At 68.7% G+C, this 12955-nt stretch carries 15 protein-coding genes, 1 tRNA gene and 1 riboswitch; of the genes, 7 read left to right on the forward strand and 9 right to left on the reverse strand.

The features are described 5' to 3' along the window. Positions 1 to 822 (reverse strand): ABC transporter permease, encoded by an 822-nt coding sequence (locus ACIA6T_RS30905; RefSeq protein WP_399449817.1) that lies wholly within the window; start codon positions 820 to 822, stop codon positions 1 to 3. Continuing rightward, positions 815 to 1615, reverse strand: coding sequence for an ABC transporter permease (locus ACIA6T_RS30910; RefSeq protein WP_399449818.1), 801 nt, complete (start codon positions 1613 to 1615; stop codon positions 815 to 817). The genes ACIA6T_RS30905 and ACIA6T_RS30910 overlap by 8 nt, the downstream gene beginning before the upstream one ends. A 223-nt stretch (positions 1616 to 1838) precedes the next feature. Here ACIA6T_RS30910 and ACIA6T_RS30915 point away from each other — a divergent pair, with 223 nt between their 5' ends. Then, entirely contained in the window at positions 1839 to 4193 is a 2355-nt protein-coding gene (locus tag ACIA6T_RS30915) for a transglycosylase domain-containing protein (protein ID WP_399449819.1), read from the forward strand. A gap of 247 nt (positions 4194 to 4440) precedes the next feature. Here the strand turns inward: ACIA6T_RS30915 and ACIA6T_RS30920 are convergent, their stop codons facing one another. The 3 genes from ACIA6T_RS30920 to ACIA6T_RS30930 form a co-directional block, all read right to left on the reverse strand. Beyond that, entirely contained in the window at positions 4441 to 4761 is a 321-nt protein-coding gene (locus tag ACIA6T_RS30920; protein WP_085574012.1) for a multidrug efflux SMR transporter, read from the reverse strand. Between the two features lie 33 nt (positions 4762 to 4794). Continuing rightward, positions 4795 to 4856: riboswitch (guanidine-III (ykkC-III) riboswitch) on the reverse strand. Positions 4857 to 4922: 66 nt separating this feature from the next. Further along, positions 4923 to 5279: a co-chaperone GroES gene (locus tag ACIA6T_RS30925; RefSeq protein ID WP_004930971.1), complete on the reverse strand. Its 357-nt coding sequence runs from the start codon at positions 5277 to 5279 to the stop codon at positions 4923 to 4925. 45 nt (positions 5280 to 5324) lie between these two features. Then, positions 5325 to 5654, reverse strand: a complete 330-nt coding sequence (locus tag ACIA6T_RS30930) for a DUF3618 domain-containing protein (RefSeq protein WP_399449878.1) — start codon at positions 5652 to 5654, stop codon at positions 5325 to 5327. Positions 5655 to 5802: 148 nt separating this feature from the next. Between ACIA6T_RS30930 and bcp the strand changes: the two genes are divergently transcribed. From bcp to ACIA6T_RS30950, 4 genes are all read left to right on the forward strand, one after another. Continuing rightward, positions 5803 to 6270, forward strand: coding sequence for a thioredoxin-dependent thiol peroxidase (gene bcp / locus ACIA6T_RS30935; protein ID WP_399449821.1), 468 nt, complete (start codon positions 5803 to 5805; stop codon positions 6268 to 6270). 136 nt (positions 6271 to 6406) lie between these two features. Further along, positions 6407 to 7045, forward strand: coding sequence for an HNH endonuclease signature motif containing protein (locus tag ACIA6T_RS30940; RefSeq protein WP_399449822.1), 639 nt, complete (start codon positions 6407 to 6409; stop codon positions 7043 to 7045). Positions 7046 to 7083: 38 nt separating this feature from the next. Continuing rightward, complete coding sequence (locus tag ACIA6T_RS30945) at positions 7084 to 7554, forward strand: HNH endonuclease (protein WP_399449823.1); 471 nt, start codon at positions 7084 to 7086, stop codon at positions 7552 to 7554. 13 nt (positions 7555 to 7567) lie between these two features. Further along, positions 7568 to 7650: transfer RNA gene (locus tag ACIA6T_RS30950), tRNA-Leu, on the forward strand. A gap of 41 nt (positions 7651 to 7691) precedes the next feature. Here ACIA6T_RS30950 and rdgB read toward each other — a convergent pair. From rdgB to ACIA6T_RS30970, 4 genes are all read right to left on the reverse strand, one after another. Next, positions 7692 to 8294, reverse strand: coding sequence for an RdgB/HAM1 family non-canonical purine NTP pyrophosphatase (rdgB, locus tag ACIA6T_RS30955; protein WP_399449824.1), 603 nt, complete (start codon positions 8292 to 8294; stop codon positions 7692 to 7694). A gap of 33 nt (positions 8295 to 8327) precedes the next feature. After that, entirely contained in the window at positions 8328 to 8726 is a 399-nt protein-coding gene (locus tag ACIA6T_RS30960) for a hypothetical protein (protein ID WP_399449825.1), read from the reverse strand. Positions 8727 to 8870: 144 nt separating this feature from the next. Next, positions 8871 to 9608, reverse strand: a complete 738-nt coding sequence (rph, locus tag ACIA6T_RS30965; RefSeq protein ID WP_399449826.1) for a ribonuclease PH — start codon at positions 9606 to 9608, stop codon at positions 8871 to 8873. Between the two features lie 96 nt (positions 9609 to 9704). Next, positions 9705 to 9938, reverse strand: coding sequence for a glucose PTS transporter subunit EIIB (locus ACIA6T_RS30970; protein ID WP_010039992.1), 234 nt, complete (start codon positions 9936 to 9938; stop codon positions 9705 to 9707). 185 nt (positions 9939 to 10123) lie between these two features. Between ACIA6T_RS30970 and ACIA6T_RS30975 the strand changes: the two genes are divergently transcribed. Together ACIA6T_RS30975 and ACIA6T_RS30980 are read left to right on the forward strand one after the other, a co-directional pair. Beyond that, on the forward strand, positions 10124 to 11431 hold the full coding sequence (locus ACIA6T_RS30975) for a PTS transporter subunit EIIC (RefSeq protein WP_399449827.1): 1308 nt from the start codon (positions 10124 to 10126) through the stop codon (positions 11429 to 11431). A 210-nt stretch (positions 11432 to 11641) separates the two neighbouring features. Then, on the forward strand, positions 11642 to 12892 hold the full coding sequence (locus tag ACIA6T_RS30980; protein WP_399449828.1) for a PTS transporter subunit EIIC: 1251 nt from the start codon (positions 11642 to 11644) through the stop codon (positions 12890 to 12892). Positions 12893 to 12955: the final 63 nt, after the last annotated feature.

Here is a 12955-nt window from a genome sequence, read left to right on the forward strand (position 1 = left end):
TCAACTCCCCGTACTCCGGTACGACCTGAGACCCGTCCGCCACGCCAGACCCGCCAGCGCACAGCAGCCCACCGCCACCAACGGCGACGCGAAGGCCGCCCAACCCGGCAGACCGATCGGATACGGACGGTCCAACACATAGGCGGCCGGAACCCAGTTGACGAAGGCGAGCGGCAGCATGAACGTCACCCCGCGCACCAGATCCTTCCCGAACACGCTCGGCGGATACTGCAGCAGCGTGTTCCCGCCGTACGTGAACGCGTTCTGCACCTCCGCCGCGTCCTGCGCGAAGATCTGGAACGCCGCGCCCGCCACGAACACCGCCGAGAAGATCGCCGCGCCGCTGACCACCATCACCGGCACCAGCAGCACCTTCACCGCACTCCAGTCGACGTCGACCGCGACCAGCGCCCAGCCCAGCACCACCACGCCCTGCGTGATCCGGCCCAGCCGGCGCACCGCGAAACGGTCCGCGCCGACCTGCGCCAGCACCGGCACCGGACGCACCAGCAGGACGTCGAACGAACCGTCCCGCATCCGCCCGCCCAGCACGTCCATCGAACCGAGCACCAGGTCGGCGATCCCGAACGCCGTCGCCGACAGCCCGTACAGCAGGGCGATCTCCGGCAGCGACCAGCCGCCCAACGAGTCGACCTGCGAGAACATCAGCAGGATCCCCACGAAGTCCAGCCCGGTCACCAGCAGGTTCCCGAACACCGTGAAGACGAAGGACGTACGGTAGGTCATCCCGGACCGCACCCACATCCCGGCGATCAGCCCGTAGGCCCGCACCCCCTCCACGAGCACACCCCGCTCACCCACCCTGCACCACCACCCGCCGCGTCGCCGTCGACTGCAGCAGCCGCCCCGCCGCCAGCAGCGCCACCGCCCACGCCGCCTGGAACGCGAACGCCCCCAGCGGATCCGCCTCCCCCATCAGCACATCCGCCGGAACCTGCAACTGCGCCGCCCACGGCAACACCCGCACGACATCACCCAGCCCGCCCGGGAAGGCGTTCAACGGCAGCACCATGCCCGAGAAGAACACCCCCGTGATCATCAGCACCTGGCCGACCCCCCTGCCGTCCATCAGCCAGAACACGCTCAACGCCGCCAGATAGCGGATCGCGAAACTCACCACCGCCGCCAGCAGCAGCGTCACCGCGAACGCCAGCCACGGCGCGACCTCCGTGGGCAGCGCCATCGTGAAGAACAGCGAACCGAACGCGAACGGCACCACCCCCCGCCCCAGCATCTGGAACGCCGCCCGGCCCACGTCACCCGCCAGCCACCACAACTGCAGATCCACCGGCCGGTACAGATCCACGGCGATCTCACCCGTACGGATGCGCTCCATCAGATCCTTCTCGGCGCCCCCGCCCTGGATCGCCAGCGTCGCGTACAGACACTGCCCCAGCCACACGTACGTGACCGCCTGCGCCTGGTCGTACCCGCCGAGCCCCGGCCGCTCGTCCCACAGCGCCAGATACGTGTACACGAGGATCAGCCCGAACACCGTGTTCGTGAACACCCCGGCAGCGGTCGCCAGCCGGTACGACGCGTACCGCCGGAAACCCCCCGCCGCGACGGCCAGATACAACCGCGCCGAGCCCACGCCCCGCCCTCCTCCCGCCTCCGGCACCGAAGCGCAGGAGCCTAGTGCGCCCGCCACATCCCCTGCCACGCATTTTCGTTGGGGCCATGTGTGTGACAAGCCGTGTACGCGCGCCACGCGCGGCGTCGGCGGGGACGCGCCACCGGATGGGACAGTCTTCAATAAGAGGCACACACCACGGCGTAGTGGAACAAGCCAGGCGAAACAGGAGTCCGTGCACGACATGAGCGACGAGCCGCAGCCGCAGCCGCCCGGGAAGCAGCCCGGAAAGGGCTGGGCACCGAGAAACCCCCAGGCGACCGCCGCCACGAAGAGGCCCGAACGCACCGGATGGCGCCGGCTGCTCCCCACCTGGCGCATGCTCCTCGGCGGCTTCCTCATCGCCGCCGCGGTCGTCATCGGCGGCTTCTTCCTCGGCTACCACCTCGTACAGATCCCCGCCGCCAACGCCCTCGCCACCCAGCAGGCCAACCTCTACCTCTACGCCGACGGCTCCGTCATCGCCCGCGACGGCGACGTCAACCGGGAGAACGTCACCCTCTCCCAGATCTCCGAGGACGCCCGGCACGCCGTCCTCGCCGCCGAGGACCGCGACTTCTACACCGAGTCCGCCATCGACCCCCAGGCCATGGTCCGCGCCGCCTGGAACACCGCCACCGGCAAGGGCAGACAGTCCGGCTCCACCATCACCCAGCAGTACGTGAAGAACTACTACCTCCGCCAGGAACAGACCGTCACCCGCAAGGTGAAGGAGTTCTTCATCGCCATCAAACTCGACCGCGAACAGACCAAGGACCAGATCCTCGAGGGCTACCTCAACACCAGCTTCTTCGGCCGCGGCGCCTACGGCATCCAGTCCGCCGCCCACGCCTACTACGGCATCGACGCCTCCGAACTCGACGCCGGCCGCGCCGCCTACCTCGCCGCCCTCGTCAACGCCCCCAGCCAGTACGACGTCATCACCCACCCCGAGAACCGCGACACCGTCGAGGACCGCTGGAACTACGTCCTCGACGGCATGGTCGACGAAGGCTGGCTCAGCGCCTCCGAACGCGCCGGCCTGACCTTCCCCACGCCCCAGCGGACCACCGTCTCCACCAGCCTGTCCGGGCAGCGCGGCTACATCGTGAACATCGTCAAGAACCAGCTCGTCCAGAACGACGTCGTCGACGAGGACGCCCTCGACGCCGGCGGCTACCGCATCACCACCACCCTGCACAAGGACAAGCAGGACGCCTTCGTCGACGCCGTCAACGACAAACTCATGGACCGGCTCGACCAGGAGAACCGCGAGGTCGACACCTACGTCCGCGCCGGCGGCGCCTCCATCGACGTGAAGACCGGCAAGGTCGTCGCCATGTACAACGGCATCGACTACGTCAAGCAGTACACCCCCAACGCCACCCGCCGGGACTTCCAGGTCGGCTCCAGCTTCAAACCGTTCGTGTTCACCGCCGCCGTCGAGAACGGCTCCCGCACCCACGACGGCCGCCCCATCACCCCCAACACCGTCTACGACGGCACCAGCGAACGCCCCGTCCAGGGCTGGCCCGGCGACCGCTACGCCCCCGAGAACGAGGACCACCACGACTACGGCGACATCACCGTCCGCGAGGCCACCGACAAGTCCGTCAACGCCGTCTACGCGCAGATGGCCGTCGACGTCGGCCCCGACAAGGTCCGGCAGACCGCCATCGACCTCGGCCTGTCCGAGAACACCCCCAGCCTCTCCGACGCCGGACCCTCCATCGCCCTCGGCGTCGCCACCGCCAGCGTCCTCGACATGGCCGAGGCGTACGCCACCCTCGCCAACCACGGCAAACACGGCGACTACACGATGATCGAGAAGGTCACCCAGAACGGGCGGGACATCGACCTGCCCGACCGCCGCACCCGCCAGGCCGTCAGCCGCCAGGCCGCCGACACCACCACCTCCGTCCTGCGCGGCGTCGTCGAGAGCGGCACCGCCACCGCCGCCCAGACCGCGGGCCGCCCCGCCGCCGGCAAGACCGGCACCGCCGAGGAGGACACCGCCGCCTGGTTCGCCGGCTACACCCCCGACCTCGCCACCGTCGTCGCCGTCATGGGCCAGGACCCCGTCACCGCCGGCCACGAACCCCTCTACGGCGCCATGGGCCTGCCCCGCGTCAACGGCGGCGGCGCTCCCGCCGAGATCTGGGGCCAGTACACCCGCGAAGCCCTCAAGGACGTCCCCGTCACGGCCTTCAACCTCCGTCTCCAGCCCGGCGCCTGGAAGACCCAGCCGCCCCCCGGCGACTCCAGCACCGGACCGTCGTCCTCCGGGGACCCGAGCGACGGCGGCAGCAGCGACGGCGGCGGCGGCGAGGCACCGGCCGAGGAGTCCACCGACCAGGACGAGGAGGAACAGCCCCGGGGACAGACCGACGGCGGCACCACCGGCGGCGGGACGGAAGACGGCAGCGGAGCCACCACGGGCGGCACCGGCGAAGACGACGGCGACGGCGACGGCGACGGCGACGGCGACGCCAACGGGGACGACAGCCCCGTCCCGGACGGCCTCACCGGCGCACTCACCCAGAACGGCCGCTGGGACTAGAGGACCCGCAACCCCGATCGCCTAAAACGACATCACGAATTCAAGCCCACCACGCCGGAACCACCCTTCAAGCTCACCTGACGAATGGGGGGAAACCGATGAAGTCCCGGCGCACTCGTGCCGCTGCCGGTCTCGCGCTCGGTACCGCTCTCGTGTCCATACCGCCGACCGCGGGCACCGCCTCCGCCGCCACCATTCGTCCCGGCCTCCGGCCCCACGGCGAGATCCGGCACACCCCGCCCGCCACTCAGTGCCCGGACGTCGCCTTCAGCCCCACCACGGCCACCAGCAACAAACAGATGAAGAAGATCCGCGCCGCCGTCACCGGCTCACCCAGCACCAGCATGCCCAGCACCGCCGCCCCGGCCGCACCGATCCCCACCCAAACCCCGTACGCCGTACCGATCGGCAGCGTACGAGCGGCGTACGACAGCAACAGCATGCTCGTCACGATCCCGGCGCCGGTCAGCACACTGGGCACGAGCCGGGTGAAACCGTCGGTGTACTTCATCCCCACCGACCAGCCGACCTCCAGCAGACCGGCGACGACAAGCAGAACCCAGGCCATGACAGGCACCTCCGGGACACGAACGGAAACGGGGGTGCGTCGTCTTTGCCTTCACCCCGGTACGGCGCGTCTCGTCGGGGCCCTCTCAGGTCCCCCCACCCTAGCCCGAAAACGGAAAAAGAGCTGGTGACAACGGTCACCAGCCCCTTCCCACCACCGAACTACAGGTACAGACCGGTCGAATCCTCGGAACCCTCGAAACGGTCCGCGGCCACGGCGTGCAGATCACGCTCCCGCATCAGCACGTACGCCGTCCCCCGCACCTCGACCTCCGCCCGGTCCTCCGGGTCGTACAGCACCCGGTCACCCGGCTCCACGGTCCGGACGTTCTGCCCCACCGCGACCACCTCGGCCCAGGCCAGCCGACGACCCACGGCCGCCGTCGCGGGAATCAGGATGCCACCCCCGGAACGCCGCTCGCCCTCACTCGTGTCCTGCCGCACGAGCACGCGATCGTGCAACATCCGGATGGGCAGCTTGTCGTCCTGGGAACCGTGCTCGTGTCTCTTGGCGCTCACGTCCTGAAACCTACCTGCATCCGCCCCGAACGCACGCGCTCGGGGTCACCGCCCGCGCCGACGGGACCCGAAGGCCAGCAGCCCCACGACCCCCACCACCAGCACCGCCACCGGAACGACCCGCTCCAGCCGGGGCGAACCCTCCTCGTCCACGAACTGCGCCCTGACGTCACTCACCACGCCGTTGACCCGGACGTACGCCCGCCCCAGCGTGTGATCGACGTTCGAGACGACCCGGGCCCTGGCATCCCCCACGATCGTCTTCGGATGCACCCGCACACCGATCTCGTCCAGGGTCTCGGCCAGCACCGCGCGGCGGCGCCTGATGTCCGCCTCGATCTGCGCCGGGGTTCTGGTGTCCGCCGTGTCCGCCACCGTGCCGCCTCCGAAATCCACTGATACCCGTGTACCTGTGCCGGACAGTCTGTCAGTTCCACGCCGCCGCGCACTGTCAGGACCCCCGGTTACCCTCGATCCCGGCACCCGATCCATCCAGCGCCGTACGTACGAGGAGACCAGACCGATGAGCGAACGCCTCCAGCCCGGGGACGAGGCCCCCGCCTTCACCCTGCCCGACGCCGACGGCAACGAGGTGTCCCTGGCCGACCACAAGGGCCGCAAGGTCATCGTCTACTTCTACCCCGCGGCCCTCACCCCCGGCTGCACCAAGCAGGCCTGCGACTTCACCGACAACCTGGAGCTGCTGGCCGGCGCCGGCTACGACGTCATCGGCATCAGCCCCGACAAGCCGGAGAAGCTCGCCAAGTTCCGCGAGGCGGAGTCGCTGAAGGTCACCCTCCTCGCCGACCCGGAGAAGCAGGTCCTCGACGCCTACGCCGCCTTCGGCGAGAAGAAGAACTACGGCAGGACCTACATGGGCGTCATCCGCTCCACGATCGTCGTCGACGAGGAGGGCAAGGTCGAACACGCCCTCTACAACGTCCGCGCGACGGGCCACGTGGCCAAGATCATCAAGGACCTGGGCATCTGACTCCACCCCACCCGCGGAACGGCCCGTACCGGAACCCCGGTACGGGCCGTTCCGCTTTTCGTGCGTGACTGTCCGATATCCGGTTCGTTACTCCGTACGAGGCTGCGAACGGGTGGCCGGGAGACGGAGGGGTTCCATGGGGGCCAGTGCATACAGCAGGGAGCGGCTGGAAGAGGCGGCTCGGGGGGCGCGGACGCTGACGGAGGCGTTGGTGCGGTTGGGGGTGGATCCGAGGAGTTCGACGCGGGCGTACATCCGGGAGCGGATGAAGCGCCTCGGAGTGGACACGTCCCACTTCGAGCAGGAGGGAGTCAAGTGGACCAGAGACATCCTCCAGGCCGCGGTCTCGGTGTCCACAAACATGTGTGAGGTACTGCGCCACCTCGGTCTTGATGTCGTCGGCGGCCACCACACCCACATCAGCCGCCGCATCAAGGCCTACGGGATCGACACATCCCACTTCAGGGGGTCTTCCAGTCGCGCCCGGAAGGCGAAGAGCATCCTCATTGAGCAACCACCCGCCCGAGCCAGGCGCATCGATGGAAGCCGCCTGAAGCGGGCAATGATCGGGGAAGGTACGGAAAACCGTTGCGTCTTGTGCGGCATCGAAGCCGTGTGGCTGGGAGAGCCCCTACCGCTCGAGGTCGACCACATCGACGGCAACTGGCGGAACAATCGGCTCGAGAACCTGCGACTGCTGTGCCCCAACTGTCACTCAACGACCGATAGCTATCGAGGCCGTGGTGCACGGCTTACCCAACGGGGTACCGAATGACCGCGCTCTCCCGGTACTCCCGCAGACCTTGCCCCACTATGGATGAGCTGCGGACGGCGGTAGCGCAGTCGGTCTCCCTCGCAGACGTACTGCGTTGCCTGAACCGACCGGTCAACGGATCGCAGCAGGCTCAACTGCGCCGTTGGGTCACCGAGGCCGGCCTGTCCACATCGCACTTTCTGGGCCAGGGGCATCAGCGGGGCAAGCGCAGCGCCAATTCCAAGCGTCCTGAAGAGGTTCTGGTCCTGCACAACAGAACTCGCCGGACAACGACGAAGCTCCTACGCCACGCCCTCTTCGAAATCGGTGTTCCCGAACAGTGCGCCCGCTGCGGCATCGGACCCAAGTGGCATGGCCGGCCGATGACACTGGAGGTCGATCACATCAGCGGAGACTGGCGGGACGACCGGCAGGAGAACCTGCGATTGCTGTGTCCGAACTGCCACGCCATTACCAGCACCTGGTGCAGGGGCGGGAACCGGCTTAGACGATCGGCTCAGCACGGGTAGCATGTCCTGGCACGCGGCCGTTGCTGAATGGTATAAGCAGAGGTTTTAGGTGCCTCGGGGCATTTGCCCATGTGGGTTCGACTCCCATCGGCCGCACACACAGAGGGGTCGTCATATGGACGACCCCTCTCCCGTACTCAGCCCAACAGTTCCCGCACCACCGGCACCAGTGCCCGGAACGCCTTGCCCCTGTGGCTGATCGCGTTCTTCTCGGCCGCCGTCAGTTCCGCGCACGTGCGTGTCTCGCCCTCCGGCTGGAGGATCGGGTCGTAGCCGAAGCCGCCCGTACCGGCCGGGGTGTGGCGGAGGGTGCCCGTCAGGTGGCCCTCGACCACTCGCTCCGTGCCGTCGGGGAGCGCCAGGGCCGCCGCGCAGGCGAAGTGGGCGCCCCGGTGTTCGTCCACGATGTCGGACAGCTGGGCGAGGAGCAGGTCCAGGTTGGCCTTGTCGTCGCCGTGGGTGCCGGACCAGCGGGCGGAGAAGATGCCGGGGGCTCCGCCCAGGACGTCCACGCAGAGGCCGGAGTCGTCGGCCACTGCGGGGAGGCCGGTCGCCCGGGCCAGGGCGTGGGCCTTGAGCAGGGCGTTCTCGGCGAAGGTGACGCCGGTTTCCTTGACGTCGGGGATGTCGGGGTAGGCGTCGGCGCCGACGAGGTCGTGGGGCAGGCCCTCGTCGGCGAGGATCGCGCGCAGTTCGGTGATCTTTCCGGCGTTGCGGGTGGCGAGGATCAGGCGGGTCATGGGCCCAGTATCCCCGGGCCCGTGCACGGGTCCTTACGGCGTGCAGACCTTGGTGAGTTCGCCGGCCGCGTCGGTGACCGGGCTGATGTCGGGGGTTTCGTCGCCGTTCTGGATGGAGGTGCGGACGTTGTCCACGGCCTTCTCGAGGTCGTCGACGGCCTTGCCGACGTCGGCGTTGTCGGTCTTGTCGCCGATTTCGCCGAGGTTCTTGTCTATGGACTCGAGGGATTCCTCGAGCTGGGTGACGTCGTTGCCGGCGTTCTCGACGGCCTGTTGCATGTCGGTGACGCTGTCGGCGATGGCGTCGGCGGTCTGGACGCAGTCCAGTGCCTTGTCGACGGCGTCGCAGCCGGTGGTGAGTCCGGCGGTCAGCGCGACGGCCGCCAGGGTGGCGGCGACGGCTGCGGTGCGGCGTCGGCGGCTCGCGGCCATGGAACGGTTCCTCCCCTTGTCGGGCCGTCTGGCGGCCCTGGTCGTTGGCCGGGCGCCCGGGGTCGATCCGTGCGCCCGTACTCCTTCAGACGCGGCGGCGGCCGGCGCGGTTGCCCGCGTCGGCCGGCTGCCTTGGTGTTTCTTTTACCTTTCGAGGACGGTGTCGAGTGCGGCGCGCTGGGCGGCGGCGAGTTCGGTGCAGCCGGTGACGGCGAGGTCGAGGAGGGCGTTGAGTTCGTCGCGGGCGAAGGGTTCGGCCTCGGCGGTGCCCTGGACCTCGACGAAGCGGCCGTCGCCGGTGCAGACGACGTTCATGTCGGTGTCGGCCTTGACGTCTTCCTCGTAGCGGAGGTCCAGCAGTGGCACGCCGCCGACGATGCCCACCGAGACCGCGCTGACGGTTCCGGTGAGGGGCTTGCGGCCGGCCTTGACGAGTTTCCTGCCCTGGGCCCAGGCGACGGCGTCGGCGAGGGCGACGTAGGAGCCGGTGATGGCGGCGGTGCGGGTGCCGCCGTCGGCCTGGAGGACGTCGCAGTCGAGGACGATGGTGTTCTCGCCGAGGGCCTTGTAGTCGATGACGGCGCGCAGGGAGCGGCCGATGAGGCGGCTGATCTCGTGGGTGCGGCCGCCGATGCGGCCGCGGACGGATTCGCGGTCGCCGCGGGTGTTGGTGGCGCGGGGCAGCATCGCGTATTCGGCGGTGACCCAGCCCTCGCCGCTGCCCTTGCGCCAGCGGGGGACGCCTTCGGTGACGGAGGCGGTGCAGAGGACCTTGGTGTCGCCGAAGGAGACGAGGACGGAGCCTTCGGCGTGCTTGCTCCAGCCGCGTTCGATGGTGACCGGGCGGAGTTGTTCGGGGGTGCGGCCGTCGATTCGAGACATGGCGTTGAGCCTAGCGTCAGCGGTGTGTGCTCAAGCGCCGCACGGGGAAGGGGCCCCTCCCTCGGTGGGGTGGGGCCCCTGGGTGAAGCGTGGGCTTCACATCATGTCTTCGATCTCCGCCGCGATGGGGTCGGCGTCGGTGCCGATGACGACCTGGATGGCGCTGCCCATCTTGACGACGCCGTGGGCGCCGGCGGCCTTGAGGGCGGTTTCGTCGACCTTGGCGGGGTCCACGACTTCGGTACGGAGGCGGGTGATGCAGCCTTCGACCTCTTCGATGTTGTCGATGCCGCCGAGCCCGGCAACGATCTTCTCAGCCTTGGTGGCCATGTTCGTTCTCCCTGATCCGAACCGCTTTGTCGCAGTAACCCACAGTTGGCCCATCTTTGCGAGCGGTTCTGTCGTGGGTGCCGGACGATGGCGTCACGACGGCGGAACCGTCCCTCGGACTGGTCTACACCACCGGGTGGACTGCCGCCAAACCCGTCGTCACCGCTTTCGTCGAGGGGGACCGGATGAGTGCCGGGAGTGCCGCCGGGGCCGGGGGCGCGGTCTCTCCCGCGCGGGAGCGCTGGAACCGTTTGTTCCAGGGTCTGCAGAAGATGGGGCGGAGTCTGCAGTTGCCGATCGCGGTGCTGCCGGCGGCGGGCATCCTGAACCGGCTGGGGCAGCCGGACGTGTTCGGGGACGAGGGTCTGGGCTGGACGGACGTCTCCAGGGTGATGGTGGGCGCGGGGGGTGCGCTGCTGGACGGTTCGCTGGGGTTGCCGCTGCTGTTCTGTGTGGGTGTGGCCATCGGGATGGCGAAGAAGGCGGACGGGTCGACGGCGCTGGCGGCGGTGGTGGGGTTCCTCGTCTACTTCAACGTGCTGCGGCAGTTCCCGGAGGACTGTCCGGAGGGTTCGAAGGCGGTGCCGTTGGTGGGCTGCCGGGTGGCCGACGGGACGGTGACGGCGTTCACGTACCAGAATCCGGGGGTGTTCGGGGGCATCGTCATCGGGTTGATGGCGGCGTATTTCTGGCAGCGGTTCCACCGTACGAGGCTGGTGGACTGGCTGGGGTTCTTCAACGGGCGGCGTCTGGTGCCGATCATCATGGCGTTCGTGGCGATCGTGTTCGCGGCGCTGTGTCTGTGGGTGTGGCCGCCGATCGGTGACGGGCTGGAGAGTTTCAGCGACTGGCTCAGCGACCTGGGCGCGTGGGGTGCGGGTGTGTTCGGTGTGGCGAACCGGGCGCTGCTGGTGATCGGGCTGCACCAGTTCCTGAACGTGCCGATGTGGTTCCAGTTCGGCAGTTACACCAAGCCGGACGGCACGGTGGTGCACGGTGACATCAACATGTTCCTGGCGGGCGATCCGACCGCGGGCCAGTTCACCACCGGTTTCTTCCCGATCATGATGTTCGCGCTGCCGGCCGCCGGGCTGGCGATCACGCACTGTGCGAAGCCGCACCGGCGCAAGGAGGTGGGCGGTCTGATGCTGTCGGTGGGGCTGACGTCGTTCGTGACCGGCATCACCGAGCCGCTGGAGTACTCCTTCCTCTTCATCGCGCCGGTGCTGTACGTGGTCCACGCGGTGCTGACGGGTGTGTCGATGGCGGTGACGTGGGGGTTGGGGGTGAAGGACGGGTTCAGCTTCTCGGCGGGGCTGATCGACTACGTCATCAACTGGAACCTGGCGACGCGGCCGTGGGCGATCGTTCCGATCGGGTTGTGCTTCGCGGTGGTGTACTACGTGGTCTTCCGCTTCGCGATCACGCGGTTCGACCTGAGGACTCCGGGGCGGGAGCCGGAGGAGGAGGTGGAGGACGCGACGAAGGCGTGATTGCTTAGGCTGGAGGCGGCTGTTCGTGCCCTCGGACCTCGCGGTCCGGGGGCTCTTCGGTGTGCCTGCGGAAGGTTCCGGCCGACGGTACCGGGCGGGCACCGTGCGTAGCCCGGCGGTAGCGGGATTCGCGGGTTCCTTACGTGGCCTTCATCGTGCTACAACAGGTCTACACCACTAGTGGTGTAGACCACCACCGATGGAGGAAGTATGAGCACCGCCACCGCCTCGGCGGCCCCCGCGAAGAAGCGGGGATCCGGCCTGTTCCAGGGCCTGCAGAAGGTCGGCCGCAGCCTTCAGCTCCCGATCGCCGTGCTGCCGGCGGCGGGCATCCTGCTGCGCCTCGGCCAGCCGGACGTCTTCGGCAAGGACGGCCTGGGCTGGGGCAAGGTGGCGGACGTGTTCGCCACCGCCGGTGACGCCGTCTTCGCGAACCTGCCCCTGCTGTTCTGCGTCGGCATCGCCATCGGGTTCGCCAAGAAGGCCGACGGTTCCACCGCCCTCGCCGCGCTGGTGGGCTTCCTCGTCTACAAGAACGTCCTGACCGCCTTCCCGATCACCGAGGCCAAGGTCACCAAGGGTGCCGACGTCGCCGCCACCTACAACGACCCGAAGGTCTTCGGCGGCATCATCATGGGCCTGATAGCCGCGGTCGTCTGGCAGCGCTACCACCGCACCAAGCTTCCCGACTGGCTGGGCTTCTTCAACGGCCGCCGCCTCGTGCCGATCCTGATGGCGTTCATCGGCACCGCCGTCGGTGTCCTGTTCGGCCTGGTGTGGGAGCCCATCGGCGGTGTCATCACCGACTTCGGCGAGTGGATGACCGGGCTCGGCGCGGTCGGCGCGGGCATCTTCGGCGCGATCAACCGCGCGCTGCTCCCGGTGGGCATGCACCAGTTCGTCAACACGGTGGCCTGGCAGGAGATCGGTTCCTTCAAGGACTCCGCCGGTGCCGTCTGGCACGGTGACCTGCCTCGCTTCTTCCACGGCGACCCGACCGCCGGCCAGTTCATGACGGGCTTCTTCCCGATCATGATGTTCGCCCTGCCGGCCGCCGCCCTGGCCATCACCCACTGTGCCCGTCCCGAGCGCCGCAAGGCCGTCGGCGGCATGATGGTCTCCCTCGCGCTGACCTCGTTCGTCACCGGCATCACCGAGCCGATCGAGTTCGCGTTCATGTTCATCGCGCCGGTGCTGTACGTCATCCACGCCGTGCTGACCGCCATCTCGATGGCCGTCACCTGGGCGCTGGGCGTGCACCACGGCTTCAGCTTCTCGGCCGGCGCGATCGACTACTTCCTCAACTGGAACCTGGCGACCAAGCCCTGGCTGATCATCCCGATCGGTCTGGTGTTCGCGGCGATCTACTACGTGGTCTTCCGCTTCGCCATCGTCAAGTTCAACCTGACCACCCCGGGCCGCGAGCCCGAGGAGGAGGTCGAGGACCTCACCAAGGCGTGAGCCGTCCCCGTACGACGGTGAGGGCCCCGGAACCGAGTCGGTTCCGGGGCCCTCACCTTTGCG

Source organism: Streptomyces sp. NPDC051740 (genome assembly GCF_044453165.1).
In the GTDB taxonomy this organism is placed as follows: Bacteria; Actinomycetota; Actinomycetes; order Streptomycetales; family Streptomycetaceae; genus Streptomyces; species Streptomyces atrovirens.